This is a genomic window from Halalkalibacter sp. AB-rgal2 (assembly GCF_041821005.1).
GTDB lineage: Bacteria > Bacillota > Bacilli > Bacillales > Bacillaceae_D > Halalkalibacter.
Genome location: NZ_JBGUAV010000031.1, coordinates 20,339 through 38,200, shown reverse-complemented (window position 1 = coordinate 38,200; position 17,862 = coordinate 20,339). Strand labels below are relative to the sequence as shown.

Below are 17,862 nucleotides of genomic sequence, written 5' to 3'. Positions count from 1 at the left end.
GGTTAGACCTATCAAGTTGAAGGTTAACGCGTGAAGTCTGTCTAATTAAAGGAGTTGCTGCACTTGTTCGCGCCTAGATAATAATCGTCGTAATTTTCGTTTATGTGTCTCGACCATTGATTCATCCGAAGATTCTAATGCTTCGTGTAACTCCATTAAGACATAATCAATTTCAAGGTTCATGACATTATAAATCGTCTTGGCATTTAATGACTTGTCGTTTCCTTTATACTGGATCATCGAGCCATTTTGATTCATCATCACCTTTTCACTCCCATCAATTTCAATCATCGATTCAATATCACCTGACTGATATGAAGTAATATAAAGAGGCCCATCAGTCGAACGTTTGACAATTCCATTTCCCTTTTCATGTTGTAGCAGGCTTTCCAAGGCGCTTGCTAATCCTTCATCATAAATATAAATGGATTCTGCAGACAGCGTAAGGAATTCCGTGTTGCGTAAAAATGGGAGTTCGTGAACAGATTCATCACGTTCGATCATGAGATAAATCGTTTTGGCGTCATAACGCCAATAAAGAGAATAGTGTTGATTCATCATTCTTTTAATAAACTGATGTAGGGAAGCCTTAGATAGTTTGATATAAATATCCGAGAATTCTACATCGATAAAAGAATTTCTCATGATATACACGCTCCTTTAACGCCTTAACATCCTATTCAGTTGGATTGCTATATCTTATGAAGAAGAGGTGAAAAAAAGAAGCGAAATGCCTACTTTCTATGGAATTTGGGTGAGGAAAAAATTATAGGTTATGAAGTAGGGGGGAGTGATGATGTTTTTTATTATTAGGAGTAGTATGAAAGGGGCTTTGGAGTCGATTAGCAATGGATTAACAAGTTACGTGCTTGATACGAGTGGTTTTTCTCATATCAAGCTTTTTTTATGCAATGATGCGCAAAGTGCCCCTATGGATGTATGATGTTGTAATTGAATCTTATGATAAACGGAGAGCGTCTTCTAAATAATGCCCAATCCCATCCTCTTCATTCGAACTCGTAACCTCATTTGCGATCGATTTAAGCGGGGTGATAGCATTGGACATTGCCACTCCTTGCCCTGCGTATTCAATCATTTCAAAATCATTATCCTCATCACCAAAGGCAATAATTCGTTCCTTAGGAATGTTATAATAATCGGCTGCTTTCTTGATTCCGATTGCTTTGTTCATACCGGCACGAATGATTTCAATGATGTGCCAAGGTGCGCCCCACATTCGTTGGTCAATGACTTCAGCGTGTGCATCCTTTAACAATTGACGAAGTTCATCGACATGATGCTCTTCAGGATGAACGAGAATACTCGTTGGGTCATCCTTTAATTGCTTGAGGAGATTTCCGTGTTCAACTGGGTTTTGGCCAGCTAGAAATTCTTTAATAATCACTTCATCAAACGAATGTAAGTAAAAATCATCAATGACCTCAACCATAATATTACTCACTTTAAAGGCTTCACATGTTTGTATAATCGTCTTTGCTGTTTCTAATTTTAACGGATGATGATACGTGCCAAACTTTTTATCGCGCGGGTGATGGACAAAGGCTCCGTTAAAATTGACGATCGCTGTATCTAATTGAAGCTCTTGATAGTAGGCGGCACTTGCACGATAAGGTCTGCCTGTTGCAATCATGACAAGATGTCCATTTTGCCTTGCTTTTGTTAATATTTGTTTCGTGTACGGTGATATCGTTTTATCATCTTTTAACAATGTGCCATCCAGGTCAAGAACGATTAAATGTTGATTTGGATTCATGGAATCTCCCTTTCTGAATTTGTTATAGAGCTGTTCAAAAAGGGGATTTTCCCCTCTGTTGAATGATTTTTTGAACGAGTACTTATAGCAAGTTTATGTAAAGACACCTTATTTTATCATATTAGAGAGAATAGAGACGTATGTAAAGAGCGATAGATGTTATCGAAATTTTGTCCGAATTCGTTCAAATTCTTATAAGACAAGTTATGATATGATACGTGTATGGACATAACTATAGTTTGATGATGTTCCTACTTGAGGAGGAGATCGTGTGTCTTTATTATTTGATACGTTTGGCTTTCGGGCATTGTGGACGCCAGAATTAATCATTCTACTTGCTATTGTTGGATTACTATACATGCTCCTCGTTACGAAATGGCTAGGGCGTTTTGCTGGGGCGAAGCCTGTTCGGGTGAGGCAGAAAGTGTATTTCTTTCTTGGTCTTTTTGCTTTGTACTTAGGGTGGGGAAGTCCGTTATATATTACGGGACATTTGATGATAAGCTTTCACATGCTCCAAATGGTGTTTGCTTATTTTATCGCAACACCGCTTTTTTTATTAGGCTTACCGAAGTGGTTTCTTGAAGCAATCATAAGAAAAGCAAGTAATCCGTTTACCGTTCGCATCTTTCGTGTCATATGGAGTCCAATCATTGCCTTGTTTTTATTTAATGGCTTATTTTCTTTTTATCATGTACCGCTCATGTTTGATTCACTAATGCAAGCACCTGTTTTGCATAGCGTGTATGAATATGCGTTGTTATTTGCTTCCTTTTTAATGTGGTGGCATATGCTAGCGCCATTACCAGTGTTAACTCAGTTACCGCATTTAAAGAGAATCGGTTATATTTTTGGAAATGGTTTATTAATTACACCGGCCTGTGCATTAATTATATTTGCCGGATCAGCGATGTACAGCACGTATACGGATCCGCTCGTTTGGGCGAATGTGATGGCCTATTGCTTACCAAATGGTGTTAGTGTTCCGACTGAAATATTTGCTGGACCGACCTCCTTTTCATTTTTAGAGGCGAGAACAGATCAGCAATTAGCTGGTGTAATGATGAAAGTATTCCAAGAGATTGTGTATGGAATTGCGATTGGTTTTGCGTTTAAGCAATGGCTTGTAAAAGAAAAGCAGCAGGATGGAAAATTAACGATCAGTGATGCCCCGACTGTAAGACCGTAAGTTAAAAGGTGAGGAGATTTTTTTATGAAAAGAATGATGACAATTGTGTTGTGTATGAGTATTCTAACAGGCTGTGGCTGGGTGTATGAAATAGGTGTAAATGGGGAAGAGTCAGGTAGTACGACAGATATGACGGAAGCAGGAAATGAGGTTGAAACGTTTCAGTTTGTTAACGAAACAGGAGAACCATTCGGAACGGAGCAGTTAGCAGGAGGATATTGGGTTGCTAATTTCATCTTCGCGAATTGCCCATCGGTTTGTCCATTAATGACACCGAATATGCTTAGTTTGCAGGATGAAATGATTGCTGCTGATGTTCCTGTTACATTCATTTCATTTACGGTTGATCCAGAGAGAGATACTCCCGAGATATTGCAGGCTTATGGAAGAAATGTTGGAGCGGATTTAGATTCTTGGCATTTTTTAACAGGGTATGATGAAGCTGAAATTTCAGAATTTGCATTAGATAGCTTTTTATCCGTTGTGCAGCCTTCCGAGGATGATATTATCCACCCAACTTATTTCTTTCTTATTGATCCTGATGGATTAATCATCCGAAAATACGATGGATTAACGACTAATCAAGATGCAATCATTGCCGATCTAAAAGAAACTATTCAATAGGACATTCATGACTAGGCTTGCAGCACGTGTGAATAGTTCAAGGGAAGCTATATAATATGCAGTTATATTAATAAGCACGAATGATAAGTAGACTCTTATCATTCGTGCTTATTTTTGTTGTGAAAGTTTCAAAGTGTCTTCTTTTACTTGAGGCAGGCACTTTATTAAAAACAGATTCATACGTTATTTCAGAAAAATAAAGAAGTTTTAAAAATACAGTTGAATTAATTTTTATACATATATATAATGAGTACCAAGAAGAAAGAAGAGAGAAAACAGAAAGAGGGAGAGATTAGGATGAGAGTTGGTATTATTGGAGCGACAGGATATGGTGGAGCGGAATTGCTTCGGTTACTAAACCATCATCCACACGTAACAGATGTTGTATTATACAGTTCATCAAAAGAAGGTATGAATATACATGAGACGTACCCGCATCTTGCATCGGTATATGAGAAATCATTAAAATCATTAACAATTGAAAGCTTGAATGAGGAAGTAGATGCAGTCTTTTTAGCGACACCACCAGGAGTGTCTGCCGAATGGTCGAAGGCGATTCTTGAGTCGAACTGTCAAGTTATTGATCTATCAGGTGATCTACGTTTGAATAGTCGCAAAACGTATTCAGAGTGGTATAAGCGTGAGGCGGCATCAGAGGATTTATTAGAAGAAGCTGTATACGGTTTAACGGAGTGGAACCGTGAGCAAATATCTAAGGCGAAGTTAATTGCCAACCCCGGCTGTTATCCGACGGCAACCTTATTAGGATTAGCACCGCTAGTGAAGGAAGGCTTAGTTGACGTTCATTCAATTATTGTTGATGCGAAGTCAGGTACATCGGGAGCAGGGCGTTCAGCTAGTATGCTGACCCATTATAGTGAGATGAATGAAAATTTCAAAATATATCAAATTAACCAACATAAGCATGTACCAGAAATTGAACAGCAATTACGTGAGTGGGACACAAATGTCGATGCCGTTACCTTTCAACCTCATCTCGTTCCGATGGTTAGAGGAATTATGTCAACGATGTATATGACGGCAAAACGAGAAATGAGTGAGAAGGAATTAAAGGATCTGTATAAGACAGCTTATGCTCATGAACCTTTTGTACGAATTAGGCCAGAAGGACAATTCCCCGCAACAAAAGAAGTGTATGGAAGCAACTTTTGTGATATTGGCTTAACTTATGATGCGAGAACAGGGCGTATCACCGTTGTATCTGTGATCGATAATGTTGTCAAAGGTGCAGCAGGGCAAGCAATTCAAAATTTTAATGTTATGAATGGATTTGAAGAAGGAACGGCGTTAATGAACGTTCCGATGTATCCATAGAGAAAGGTGGAGCAGCATGAAAGATATAGCAACAACTTCAGTAGTAGAAGTAGAGCAAGGAAGCATTGTCACTCCCAAGGGATTTGCGGCGAATGGCATTCATACAGGAATGAAGCGTAAGCGATTTGACCTTGGAGCGATTGTTTGTTCCGTTCCTGCTTCATCTGCTGCTGTTTATACAACAAATCGAATTCAGGCAGCTCCTCTGAAAGTAACGAAGGAGAGCCTAGCTAAGGAAGGGAAGATCCAGGCACTTGTTGTCAATAGTGGAAATGCCAATGCATGTACGGGAGAAAGAGGGCTTGCTGATGCATATGCAATGAGAAAGCAAGGAGCGAGCCATTTTAATGTAGCTGAGCACCATGTAGCTGTCACGTCTACAGGTGTGATTGGTGAATTTTTGGATATGGATAAGTTATTGACTGGAATTGAGCAGCTACAGCCAGTCCAAACAAATGATGGTGCAGAAGCATTTAATCAAGCGATTTTGACAACTGATACGATTAATAAGAAAGCCTGTTTTAAAACGGTTGTGAATGGTGAGACGATTACCGTAGGCGGAGTGGCGAAAGGGTCTGGAATGATTAATCCACAAATGGCCACGATGCTCTCATTTGTCACGACGGATGCTGTCATTGAATCAGAGGTTCTTCAACAAGCGTTAGCGACGATTACGAACGAAACATTTAATCAAATTACAGTTGATGGAGATACGTCGACCAATGACATGGTTGTTGTGATGGCTTCAGGCTTAGCCGAGCATGAACCATTAACTCCTGCTCATCCAGATTGGGAAGGATTCTATGAAGCACTTAAGCTAACGTGTCAGTCACTAGCTAAGCAAATTGCTCGTGATGGAGAAGGAGCGACGAAGCTAATCGAAGTACATGTGAACGGTGCTCTGACGGATGAGGATGCTAGTAAAGTAGCAAAGAAAATTGTCGGTTCGGATCTTGTGAAATCGGCGATTTACGGCACAGACGCAAATTGGGGACGAATTATTTGTGCGATAGGCTATAGTGGCTGTGAAATTGATCCTAATACGATTGATATTGCGATTGGTCCTATTCAAACATTAGAGAAGAGTCAGCCTGTTACGTTTTCGGAGGAAGAGGCGAAGGCTTATATGGAAGAGAATGACACAATCATGATTGAGGTTCATTTGCATGTAGGAGAAGGGAAAGGAAAGGCTTGGGGTTGTGATCTTTCATATGATTATGTGCGAATTAATGCAGGCTATCGAACATAAGCGAATGATCGGAGGAGATGACATAAAAGTGAAAGATATAGTAGTCATAAAATGTGGTGGCAGTACAATTTCTGAGCTATCAGATGCTTTTTTCAAAAGCGTAGTACAAATGAAGAACTCTGGAAAGTATCCAATTGTCGTACACGGTGGCGGTCCGATGATTAATCAATTGCTACAGAAGCTTGAAATAAAGTCTGAGTTTGTTGATGGCTTACGAAAAACAACTGAAGATGTCTTAGAAACGGCAGAGATGGTTCTTTGTGGGAGGGTAAACAAGCAGCTTGTAACGAATATTCAATTAGCAGGGGGGCTGGCAATCGGTCTATCTGGCTGTGACGCTAAGTTAATTGAGGTAAAGCCTATTAACGAAGGAATGCTTGGCTTTGTTGGAGAACCGATTGCTGTTAATACAAGTCTATTAAACTCGTTATTAGAACAGGATATGATTCCGGTTATTGCTCCTATCGGGATCAACAAATTAGGCAAGCATTATAATGTGAATGCTGACAGTGCTGCTGGAGCGATTGCTAAGGCGCTTCAAGCGGATCAACTCGTATTTGTCACCGATGTTGATGGCATTTTGAAAGACGGGGAGTGCTTGCAAACAGTCGTTGCTGAGGAGATTGAAGAGATGGTGATCGATGGAACGATTTATGGCGGGATGATTCCGAAGGTGAATGCAGCAATCGCAACCTTAGCGGATGTCGAATCTGTTATGATTATGAATGGAAAAGATACGACGATTCAAGAGGATGGATCGATTAAAGGTACTGTGATTACGAAATCACACGTACAAACACATGTTTAAAAAGGAGGAATGACAAAATGAGTGCTCTTTTTCCAACATATGCAAAATGGGAAATTCAAGCAAATTCAGGCAATGGTGCAATTTTAAAAGATCAAAATCATAAGGAATATTTGGATTTTATGGCAGGGATTGCTGTTTGTAATTTAGGACACTGTCATCCACGAGTGAATGAGGTTGTTAAGAAGCAATTGGATAAAGTATGGCACGTTTCGAACTTGTTTCATATTGAAGCCCAAGAAAAAGTAGCGCAACTCCTTGTTAACCATAGTGTCGGTGATTATGTCTTTTTTACGAATAGTGGGGCAGAAGCAAATGAAGCTGCAATTAAGCTTGCACGTAAAGCGACTGGTAAGCATCATATTGTTACGTTGAAGCAATCGTTTCATGGTCGCACGCTTGGGACATTAGCAGCTACTGGACAAGAAAAAGTACAAGAAGGCTTTGGTCCATTACTTTCTTCTTTTTCATATGTTGAGTTAAATGATGAAAAAGCTTTGCAACAAGAAGTATCAGATGAAACAGCTGCGATTATGGTTGAAGTGATCCAAGGTGAAGGCGGCGTTCACTTAATGGATGAGTCCTTTAGTGAACAACTTAAAGCGATTTGCCATGAAAAAGGCTGTCTGCTTATTGTTGATGAGGTTCAGACGGGTATAGGACGAACAGGGACGGCTTTTGGCTATGAGCAATGGAATTTATCTCCTGATATTTTCACTCTTGCTAAAGGGTTAGGAAATGGTTTCCCTGTTGGTGCTATGGTCGGCAAAGCTTCATTAAAGAATGCTTTTGGTGCTGGGAGTCATGGCTCAACCTTTGGAGGCAACCCACTTGCTATGGCAGCAGCAGAGGCCGTACTTCAAGAAGTGTTCTTAGAAGAGACGCTTGCTCAAGTGCAGGTTAAAGGCCAGCTGTTGCAGAATGAATTAAAAGATCAGTTAAGTCCTTTAGGAATTGTTAAGGACATTCGTGGTAAAGGCTTAATGATTGGAATTGAATGTAATATTGAAGTGGCTGATATGTTGTATGCTTGTCGGAAGCAAGGGCTACTCGTTTTACCAGCCGGAGCAAAAGTCATTCGTTTGCTACCACCGTTTGTCGTAACGAATGAGCAAATTCGTCAAGCGGTATCAACGTTAGTAGCCGTTTTGAATGAAGCCGATGAAAAACAAAGGGTTAATGTATAGATTGAAATATGGGTGTCACAATGACACCCTGATTTAAAAGTTAAAATGTATAAAAATCAGTACGACAGTATAAGTATTCGTTTGTGGGGTGGAGAAATGAAAGGGTATATTGTATTAGAAAATGGAGCGATATTTGAAGGCACCCTTCAAGGTCAACAAGAAGATGTGCATGCAGAAATAGTATTCTTTACTGGAATGACAGGATATCAAGAGGTAATGACAGATCCTTCCTTCAAGGGACAGATGGTTGTATTTACGTATCCGTTAATTGGGAACTACGGAATCAATGCGAACGATTTTGAAAGTGGTTGTCCACAAGTTGAAGCGGTGATTGTTCGGACGTTGTCAGATGCTGGTTATCATTATGAATCAGAGAAATCATTAACTGAATATTGTCAAGATCATTCTATTCCGTTATTAGCTGATGTTGATACGAGAGCGATTGTGAAACAAATTCGAGAGCATGGAGATATGCGCGCAATTTTGACGACTAAACCAGAGAATGTACAATTTGATGATTATATTTCCTTGGAGCATATGGATGTCATTCCCGATGTGTCGATTAAAGAACATGAAACATATGGAAGTGGAGAGAATCACATTGTCGTTGTCGATTTTGGCTATAAAAAATCCATTGTTAATGCACTTGCCGCACATGGTTGTCGAGTAACAGTGGTCCCTTTTGATACGACATCTGAAGAAATCGATCAGCTCAAACCAGATGGCGTCCTATATTCCAATGGCCCAGGAAATCCAAAGCGTGTACAAGAGCTACTCCCATCGATTAAGCAAGTCGCAAAAACGTATCCAACGATGGGGATTTGTCTTGGACACCAGCTGCTTGCCTTAGCGTTTGGTGCTAATACGGAAAAATTAATATTTGGTCATCGTGGTGCGAATCAGCCTGTTATTGATTTAGAAACGAAGCAAGTATATTTGACTTCACAAAACCATAGTTACGTCGTACAGGAGGATTCGTTAGTCAATACGGGCTTCAAGGCACGTTACATGAACATCAATGATCGCTCGATTGAAGGGCTAAGTCATACCGTTTATCCGATTTTCACAGTACAATTCCATCCAGAAGCACATCCTGGTCCGTCTGATAGTGATCAGCTCTTTCAAGTATTTATCGGAATGCTTCAACATAAAGGGAGAGAGAAAGCTTATGCCTAAATATACACATATTAAAAAAGTACTCGTCATTGGTTCAGGCCCGATTGTCATTGGGCAAGCAGCCGAATTTGATTATGCAGGAACTCAAGCTTGTTTAGCGTTAAAGGAAGAGGGAGTCGAAGTCGTTCTCATCAATAACAATCCAGCAACTGTGATGACAGATGAATCTTGTGCGGATCGTGTTTACTTTGAACCATTAACCGTTGACAGTGTGGAAGCCATTTTACAGAAGGAAAAGCCTGATGGTATCCTAGCAACGTTAGGTGGTCAAACGGGCTTAAACCTTGCAATGGATCTATATGATCATGGTTTGCTAGAAAAATATGATGTTGAGTTACTTGGTACACCGATTGATTCGATTCGAAAAGGCGAAGACCGAGAAGCATTTAGAGCGTTAATGCAAGAGCTAAATGAGCCTGTTCCAGATAGTGATATTGTGACGACTGAGAAGGCGGCTTTAAGCTTTGCAGCGGAAGTTGGTTACCCGATTATCGTTCGACCTGCTTACACATTAGGAGGAGCAGGTGGCGGTATTGCTGATTCAGAGACAGAGCTAAAAAGAATTATTAAAGCAGGCCTATCGCTTAGTCCGATAAGTCAATGCTTAGTCGAAAAGAGTATTGCTGGCTTTAAAGAAATTGAATATGAAGTGATGCGTGATAGTAATGACACGTGTATCACCGTTTGTAATATGGAGAATATTGATCCAGTTGGTGTGCACACGGGGGATTCGATTGTCGTAGCACCTTCGCAAACCTTATCTGATGTGGAATATCAAATGTTACGAACGGTATCGATTAAAATCATCCGTGCACTAGGCATCGTTGGTGGATGTAACATCCAATTCGCGTTGGATCCTAACAGTAAGCAATATTATTTAATTGAGGTCAATCCTCGCGTGAGTCGTTCTTCTGCACTTGCTTCCAAAGCAACAGGCTATCCGATTGCACGTATGGCAGCAAAGGTTAGTATGGGGTATCATTTGCATGAGTTAATTAATCCTGTAACGGGACATACGTATGCGAGCTTTGAGCCAGCTCTTGATTATGTTGTTGTAAAGTTTCCTCGTTGGCCGTTTGATAAGTTTGTTCATGCTGAACGTCAGCTTGGTACACAAATGAAAGCAACAGGCGAAGTCATGGCGATTGAACGTAATTTGGAAGCCGCAATTCAAAAGGCAGTCCGTTCATTGGAGTTGAAGGTAGAAGGTCTACATGTTCCAATTCTTCAACAAAAATCGACGGAGGCGCTATGGGAGCTAGCTAAGCAGCCTGATGATCGCCGATTTTTTGTGTTATTGGAGCTATTAAGACGAGGAGTTAGTAGTGAACAGTTGCATACAGAAACGAAAATTAATTTATTTTTTCTCCATGCATTTGCACGTCTCGTCTCGATTGAGGATGAAATTAAGGCGACATCCTTTACTAAATTAGATCCAAGCTTCCTAAAGAAGATAAAAGAATTAGGTTTTGCTGATCAATGGCTAGCCAATGTTTGGGGTATTAAGGAAAAGGACATTCGTTCGAAACGTAAAGAGCTTTCACTATCGCCTTCCTATAAGATGGTTGATACGTGTGCAGGGGAGTTTTTAGCTTCAACGGCTTACTTCTATTCGAGCTGGCAAGGTGAATCAGATGTACAGCCTGCTTCTGATAAGAAAAAAATACTCTTGCTTGGTTCTGGTCCAATCCGGATTGGGCAAGGAATTGAATTTGATTATTGTTCGGTGCAAGGGATTCAAAGCTTACATCAGCTAGGCTACGAAGCGATTATGATGAACAATAATCCTGAGACGGTGAGTACTGACTATGCAACAGCTGACCGATTATATTTTGAACCACTAACAGTAGAGGATGTCCTGCACGTTGTTGAGCTTGAACAAGTAGAAGGGGTTATTGTCCAGCTTGGTGGTCAAACGGCTATTTCATTAGTGGAAGGGCTTGAGGAAGCGGGTGTGAAGCTGTATGGGACGAACCAAGATACGATTGATCAGCTTGAGGATCGTGGACGCTTCTACTCATTTATGCAGTCAGTAGACGTTCCCCATATCCCTGGTGTTACTGCGTATGAAGAGAAGGATGCATTAAATAAGGCAAATGACATTGGCTATCCTGTTTTAATCCGTCCATCTTACGTCATTGGTGGGCAAGGAATGATGTTATTTGAATCGGAAACGGAATTTGTTGAGTATTTAGAAGATGCAGAGCAAACGATCTCCTTTCCATTATTAATCGATGCGTATTATCCAGGAATAGAGTTAGAAATCGATGCCTTAACAGATGGGAAAGATATTACGATTGCAGGTATGTTTGAGCATGTCGAACGTGCAGGTGTTCATTCAGGTGATAGTATGGCTGTTGTCCCTCCATTTAGTTTGAAAAAAAATGTGAAGGAGCTTGTTTATTCTTATACGAAGAAGATTGCTCAAGGCATGAATTTTACCGGGATCTTTAATATTCAATTTGTGCTATATGAAGGAAGCCTATATGTTATTGAAATTAATCCACGTGCATCACGGACAATTCCAATCTTAAGTAAAATCTCGAATGAACCATTTATTAAGCATACGATTCGCTTGTTATTAGGTGAAAGCTTGCAATCATTGAGCTTGCAAGATGGTCAGGTGTTTGAGCCAAACTTCTATACGGTAAAAGCACCGGTCTTTTCCTATCAAAAGCTTGCTGGTCTCGACCCGTTACTCGAAGCTGAAATGAAATCGACAGGCGAATTAATGAGCATGAGTGATCGTTTAGATGAAGCATTTTTAAAAGCATTCGTATGGTCACAAGCAAAGCCTAAATTCTTTACGCAAAAGGGTTCTATTTTTGTTGATGTAGAGGTGGAGCATGAAGAAGCATTTGCACCGTATCAAACGGAGTTGGAGCAGTTAGGCTTTACAATTACATCCGAGTCATTTACTGAATGGGTACAAAGAGAGGATGCTATTGCGTTAATTAGTTTACCGAAGCTTGGAACGAAGGATGGAAAGCAAAAGCGTCAAGAAGCGTTAAAGCAACGTTGTGCCGTTGTTTCTGAATTAACAACTCTAGAGTGGATGATTAAAGCGATGGCTGTTCAGAAACAACAATATTATGCGATTCAGGATTGGTGGGTTAAAGAAAAAGACCTGATTTCTTAAGGAGTGATTTTCGTGGCAAATGTCGATTTATCATTATTAAGTGGAAAAAGTTTTTTAACATTACTTGATTTTTCACCGTTAGAAATTGATCAGCTGCTTCAGCATTCATTAATGCTGAAGCAAGAAACAAAGGATGGAAAGCAATCAGATTTGCTAAAAGGAAAGTCATTAGGAATGATTTTTGAAAATGCTTCGACAAGAACGCGCGTTTCATTTGAAGTTGGAATGACTCAATTAGGTGGACATGCTTTATTTTTAAGTCCACGTGATATGCAAATCGGTCGAGGCGAGCCTATTAAGGACACGGCTAATGTTCTTTCACGTTATGTCGATGCGATTATGATTCGTACGAATTCCCATGAACTTGTTGAGGAGCTAGCTGAGCATGCGTCCGTTCCTGTAATTAATGCATTAACGGATGGTTATCATCCGTGTCAGGCAATGGCAGATGCATTGACAATCTTAGAGTATAAAGGGAAATTAAAAGGGTTAAAGCTTACGTATATTGGCGATGGCAATAATGTTGCTCATTCATTGCTTGCAGTTGGGGCGAAGGTTGGGATGGACGTGTCGATTGCTACTCCAGAAGGCTATGAGGTTGATCAAGCAATTTTTGCGAAGGCGCAAGAAGCGGCACAAGAAACGGGTGCCACTCTGACACAAACTCATGATCCGAAAGAAGCTGTGCGTGATGCTGATGCTATTTATACAGACGTATGGGCAAGTATGGGATATGAAGCAGAACAGGATGAGCGAACGAACAAATTTTTAGCTTATCAAGTAGATGAATCATTAGCAGAATTAGCAAAAGATGATTATGTCTTTCTGCATTGTTTACCTGCGCATCGTGGGGAAGAGGTTTCAGAAGGTGTAATCGATGGACCTCATTCAGCTATTTATGATCAAGCTGAAAATCGTCTTCATGCTCAGAAGTCCATTCTCGTAGCTTTAATGACCCATTCATGATTCACTCTTCACTTGGCAATACTACCAAGTGAAGGAGGGATATGATTATGGGACAAAATAAGCAATTTGAGCCTGGTCAAAAAGCGCCAAACAATGGTATCTATGTCGAGATTGGTGAAACGGGTAGTATGGTTCAAGATCCAAAGTCTTTGAAAATGGAAGCAGGTGACGTATTTCCTGATACTTCAAACCATGACCGGAAATGGGCACCAAAAAGTAAAAGGAGATCAGGAAATTAAATGAAACTGCTAGTAGTTAAAGCCTTAAAGGTTCTTAAACCTTTGAGGCTTTTTTTCTTTGGAAATATTCAAGTTTCACTCATAGTAATTTTTCAGAAAACGGCTCACATTGATGAAAGGTTACCGAAAAATGATCAAAACAAACTTTTTCAGTGCCCTTGGTGACACGCCCCTTCCGTTTTCATGATTCTTTGCATATGGTAGTAACGATAGAAGGAGAACAATGAAGATAGGAGTAGCTTAGTGATGAGGGATGCACGTTATCAACAAATAGCTCAAAAATGGGGTGTGACCTACCTTCCTGAAAGACCTAATGGATTTGCTGTCTTTCTTTTAGGTGATAACGGTATAATCACGAGAGAAGACGACAGTGACTGGGAGATTCACCCTGAAAAGTCTTTATTTCTAACAGGATTACTTCAACGTGGCTATACCGTTGTTGTACCCCCACTCCATCCATCACATTGGGGCAGTGAAGAGGATTTTAGAATAGTGCTTCACATGTATCATCAGGTGTTAAAGCAGGAAATTTTAAATAGCCGAATTCATTTATTGGCAGAAGGAACAGGTGCTTTATTAGCATTAAGGTGGATAGCTGAGGAGAAGGAATGGCTACGATCCTGTTACCTTATTAATCCATGTTTAGATTTACAAGCCTTTTACCGACAAGAACAAGAGAATAAATGGTTTTTTAAGCGATTGGAAAAGGAATTAGCTGAAGTATATCAGGAAGATAAAAGACGAATAACAAATGACTGGATTAAATTGATTGCACCTTCATATACATTTGACGATGTCCCTCCATTATCCATTCATTGTGATATAAATGAAAAACGCTTTCCTCTTCATATTCATAGTCGACCATTTTTACAGAAGCTAGCTGAATTAAATACGTATGTCAATCTTCGAATTCATGGTAATGAGCAATCATTTTATCGAACAGCACAAGCAGCGTATCCTTTCTTTAAAAAGTATGAAGTAAAGCTTTAAATCTATTTAAATGATTGGCAATAAAACGCCATTCAATATTCCTATAATATTTGGTCGTTATGAACATAAAGTGAAGTTATGGAGGAGGTTACAATGGGTAGAGCACTTGTCACTGGCGGATTAGGTTTTATTGGTTTTCATTTGTGTGAACGATTGTTAAACGAAGGATATGAAGTGATTCTAGTCGATTCAATGAGAGATGATATAGATGTTGAGAAAGAAGAGAAATGGATGAGAATTGGACGGAATGCATCTTTAACCTTTCATAATGAGATGATCGAGAACATGGATTTGAAAAAAATGATGAAAAAAGTTGATATTGTTTTTCACTTAGCTGCTTTAACGCATGCAGATAGTAAGTGGCCAAGATTAACAGAAGTAATTGAAAAAAACGTAACAGTAACGGAACGACTGATTCATGCAAGCACAAGTGAAACAAGATTTGTTTACGCTTCGACTGTTGAAGTATACGGTGAACGTCCGGGAAAAATTACAGAGAAAACATCAACTAATCCTACTTCACCTTACGGCATTACGAAATTAGCAAGTGAGAGGTTAATTATGAGGGAATGTAAAAAAAAGGGGATTCCTTATTATATATTTCGGTTACCAACCGTATACGGCCCGTGGCAACGGAGTGATATGATGTTTCAACAGTTACTGCTAGGTAATGAAAATGCCAATGTTGATCGTTCGACGGCAGATTTGTTATATGTAGAGGATTGTGTAGACGGACTTCTTCTAGCAGCTACAACAAAAAAACATAATGAAGTGTATCACTTATCCACAGGTAGAATAGGTGAATGGTTTTCTGGGCTTACGCTTATTAATAAAGATCATCCTAAGCTAGCTCACAAGCGACCAACTGTTCATGTAAGTAATCATAAAGCTACAGATGATTTAGGCTACCAAGTGAAAACATCTTTACAAGAAGGTATTGCGAAACAAAAGCAACATGTGGAACAATGGCAGAGACAGGTTTTAAGAAATGAAGGGGATGGAATAGAGGAATGAAGGCTTTTATCGGAATTATTATATTTGCTGTTGTGACAATGACAAGCTTTTATGTATTATCGACATTGGTCCGATTGCACGAGGGAGCTAGTGTTATCATCGCACTGATCGTTGGTTTTGCTGTTGAAGTGTTCGTACGTAGGAAATGGCGTTGACGATTAAGAGACTGTGACATAAGTGTTTTAGTCGAATCTCCAGCTCTAATCGCTACTTCGGACATACATCTTACTTTCTACGGGCGGATTGTCTGAAAGTACTCTTCTTTCAGACAATCTTAACTTTTAATCAATCCGCAGATGACATATATAAGAAAATGAGTTATTGTTCGGTTTGTGTATAAGAGTTTTCGTGGAACGTAATGTCCGGATATTTATCGGCTGCTGTTCGCATTTGGAACTCATTTTCAAAAAGGGCGACAATGTGTTGATCACGATCTGTCACTAAATTACGCTGTGTCTTTTTGAACGCTAATAATGCATTTTCATCTCCAGTTACCCAACGAGCAAGTGTAAATGGAAGACGATCGAGTTGAATATCTACTTTGTATTCGTGTTTTAGGCGATATTCTAGCACCTCAAATTGGAGAACACCTACTACGCCAACAATTTGCTGTTCAGCAAATCGGTTATACGTTTTAAAAAGCTGGATCGCTCCTTCCTCTGTTAATTGATGAATCCCTTTTTCGAAGGATTTATGCTTAAGTGCTTCTTTTACTGTAATGACACTAAAAAACTCTGGTGAAAAGTGCGGCATTTCAGCAAATTCGAATGTGCTGTTTTGCACAAGTGTGTCACCAATTCGCAATGTTCCTGGGTCAAATAGCCCGATAATATCACCAGGGTACGCCTTATCGATTATGTTACGGCTTTGTGCTAAAAACTGTGTTGGTTGTGTCAATTTCATTTGTTTGCCTAATCGTACGTGGTTAACAGGCATTCCTCTTTCGAACATTCCAGATGTAATACGGAGAAAGGCAACTCGGTCACGGTGAGCTGGGTTCATATTCGCTTGGATTTTAAAAATGAAACCAGAAAAATCTTCATTTGTTAATGGATCAATTTCACCTGTTGAACTCTTTCGTGGTGAAGGTGAAGGTGAGAGCGTTAAGAAATGCTCTAAAAAGGTTTGAACACCGAAGCTAGAAATCGCACTTCCGAAAAAAATAGGCGTCAGCTCACCTGATTTAATAAGATCCAAATCGTAGGGATCTCCAGCCACATCTAACAATTCTAACTCTTCACGAAATTGCGAAACAAGGGCTTCATCATTAATCGCTTCATCTAACTTAGGGTCATCTGGACCTGATAGTTGAATAATATCAATGTCTTTTGGGTTGTCAGGGTTGTATAATTCAAGCTTTTGGTTTAGTCGGTCATAAACACCTGAAAAGGATTGTCCCATTCCAATCGGCCATCCCATTGGATAAGATCTAATGCCAAGAAGCTCTTCCAATTCCTCCATTAATTCAAATGGGTCACGGCCTTGACGGTCAAGTTTGTTCATAAAAGTGAATATAGGGATTCCACGCATTTTACATACTTTAAACAATTTTTTTGTTTGTGCCTCTACCCCTTTAGCCGCATCAATTAACATCGTAGCTGAATCAGCGGCTGTTAATGTACGATACGTATCTTCACTAAAGTCCTCATGACCAGGTGTATCTAAAATATTAATGTGATAGCCATTATATTTGAATTCTAACACGGAACTTGTGACGGAAATCCCTCTTTGTTTTTCGATCTCCATCCAATCACTTACAGCATGCTTTGTATTTTTCTTTCCTTTTACAGTTCCTGCTTCACGAATTGCTCCACCAAACAACAAAAGCTTTTCAGTTAAAGTCGTTTTCCCGGCATCCGGATGGGAGATGATCGCAAATGTGCGTCGTGACTGGACCGCATAAATATAACTCATTTTGACATTCCTCAATTCTCTCTACTATTTTGTGCATAATCATTATACCAGTGAAGAAGGAAAATTTCATAATACTAAATTAAAATGCTGAGCGAATGTTGAAAAATGACGAACAATGTATAAATATTTTGTAATTCTATGTTACTATGTAGTATGTATAAGACTGTAAGAGGTGTAGACTGTTTCATTAAGAGTGACATATACCGATATTACAGACATGTTACATTTTGTTTAAGTAGTTCAACATTAAAGGAAAAAGGC

Annotated in this window: 16 protein-coding genes; 13 read left to right on the top strand and 3 right to left on the bottom strand. The window is 39.6% G+C overall.

Going from position 1 to position 17,862, the window contains the following annotated elements; genetic code table 11:
- Positions 1 to 45 precede the first annotated feature (45 nt).
- A complete protein-coding gene (locus tag ACERJO_RS18445) occupies positions 46 to 645 on the bottom strand; it encodes a hypothetical protein (RefSeq protein WP_247106155.1) in 600 nt (199 codons plus the stop codon).
- Between the two features lie 313 nt (positions 646 to 958).
- Positions 959 to 1,774 carry a Cof-type HAD-IIB family hydrolase gene (locus ACERJO_RS18440; RefSeq protein WP_247106153.1) on the bottom strand — a complete coding sequence of 272 codons (816 nt, stop codon included), beginning with the start codon at positions 1,772 to 1,774 and terminating at the stop codon, positions 959 to 961.
- 271 nt (positions 1,775 to 2,045) lie between these two features.
- Here ACERJO_RS18440 and ctaG point away from each other — a divergent pair, with 271 nt between their 5' ends.
- The 13 genes from ctaG to ACERJO_RS18375 all read left to right on the top strand — a co-directional run bounded on the left by ctaG (position 2,046) and on the right by ACERJO_RS18375 (position 15,842).
- Positions 2,046 to 2,963 carry a cytochrome c oxidase assembly factor CtaG gene (gene ctaG / locus ACERJO_RS18435; RefSeq protein WP_247106152.1) on the top strand — a complete coding sequence of 306 codons (918 nt, stop codon included), beginning with the start codon at positions 2,046 to 2,048 and terminating at the stop codon, positions 2,961 to 2,963.
- A gap of 24 nt (positions 2,964 to 2,987) precedes the next feature.
- A complete protein-coding gene (locus ACERJO_RS18430) occupies positions 2,988 to 3,587 on the top strand; it encodes an SCO family protein (protein WP_373648453.1) in 600 nt (199 codons plus the stop codon).
- Between the two features lie 297 nt (positions 3,588 to 3,884).
- Positions 3,885 to 4,922: an N-acetyl-gamma-glutamyl-phosphate reductase gene (gene argC, locus ACERJO_RS18425; protein ID WP_247106150.1), complete on the top strand. Its 1,038-nt coding sequence runs from the start codon at positions 3,885 to 3,887 to the stop codon at positions 4,920 to 4,922.
- Between the two features lie 16 nt (positions 4,923 to 4,938).
- Positions 4,939 to 6,171: a bifunctional glutamate N-acetyltransferase/amino-acid acetyltransferase ArgJ gene (gene argJ, locus ACERJO_RS18420; RefSeq protein ID WP_247106149.1), complete on the top strand. Its 1,233-nt coding sequence runs from the start codon at positions 4,939 to 4,941 to the stop codon at positions 6,169 to 6,171.
- A gap of 37 nt (positions 6,172 to 6,208) precedes the next feature.
- A complete protein-coding gene (gene argB / locus ACERJO_RS18415; RefSeq protein WP_373648459.1) occupies positions 6,209 to 6,979 on the top strand; it encodes an acetylglutamate kinase in 771 nt (256 codons plus the stop codon).
- A 17-nt stretch (positions 6,980 to 6,996) separates the two neighbouring features.
- Positions 6,997 to 8,163, top strand: a complete 1,167-nt coding sequence (locus ACERJO_RS18410) for an acetylornithine transaminase (protein WP_247106147.1) — start codon at positions 6,997 to 6,999, stop codon at positions 8,161 to 8,163.
- Between the two features lie 96 nt (positions 8,164 to 8,259).
- Complete coding sequence (locus tag ACERJO_RS18405) at positions 8,260 to 9,339, top strand: carbamoyl phosphate synthase small subunit (RefSeq protein WP_247106182.1); 1,080 nt, start codon at positions 8,260 to 8,262, stop codon at positions 9,337 to 9,339.
- Positions 9,332 to 12,478, top strand: a complete 3,147-nt coding sequence (locus ACERJO_RS18400; RefSeq protein ID WP_373648452.1) for a carbamoyl-phosphate synthase (glutamine-hydrolyzing) large subunit — start codon at positions 9,332 to 9,334, stop codon at positions 12,476 to 12,478. Before ACERJO_RS18405 ends, ACERJO_RS18400 begins: the two co-directional genes overlap by 8 nt.
- A gap of 12 nt (positions 12,479 to 12,490) precedes the next feature.
- The gene (gene argF, locus ACERJO_RS18395; RefSeq protein ID WP_247106145.1) at positions 12,491 to 13,444 is read left to right on the top strand and encodes an ornithine carbamoyltransferase; all 954 of its coding nucleotides are present in this window, start codon (positions 12,491 to 12,493) and stop codon (positions 13,442 to 13,444) included.
- A 47-nt stretch (positions 13,445 to 13,491) separates the two neighbouring features.
- Positions 13,492 to 13,683 (top strand): YjzC family protein, encoded by a 192-nt coding sequence (locus ACERJO_RS18390; protein WP_247106144.1) that lies wholly within the window; start codon positions 13,492 to 13,494, stop codon positions 13,681 to 13,683.
- Between the two features lie 243 nt (positions 13,684 to 13,926).
- Positions 13,927 to 14,673, top strand: coding sequence for an alpha/beta hydrolase (locus ACERJO_RS18385; protein ID WP_247106143.1), 747 nt, complete (start codon positions 13,927 to 13,929; stop codon positions 14,671 to 14,673).
- A 93-nt stretch (positions 14,674 to 14,766) separates the two neighbouring features.
- Positions 14,767 to 15,687, top strand: coding sequence for an NAD-dependent epimerase/dehydratase family protein (locus ACERJO_RS18380; protein WP_373648451.1), 921 nt, complete (start codon positions 14,767 to 14,769; stop codon positions 15,685 to 15,687).
- Positions 15,684 to 15,842, top strand: a complete 159-nt coding sequence (locus tag ACERJO_RS18375) for a hypothetical protein (protein WP_247106141.1) — start codon at positions 15,684 to 15,686, stop codon at positions 15,840 to 15,842. The genes ACERJO_RS18380 and ACERJO_RS18375 overlap by 4 nt, the downstream gene beginning before the upstream one ends.
- 163 nt (positions 15,843 to 16,005) lie before the next feature.
- Here ACERJO_RS18375 and ACERJO_RS18370 read toward each other — a convergent pair whose 3' ends face one another.
- A complete protein-coding gene (locus ACERJO_RS18370; RefSeq protein WP_373648450.1) occupies positions 16,006 to 17,601 on the bottom strand; it encodes a peptide chain release factor 3 in 1,596 nt (531 codons plus the stop codon).
- Positions 17,602 to 17,862 lie beyond the last annotated feature (261 nt).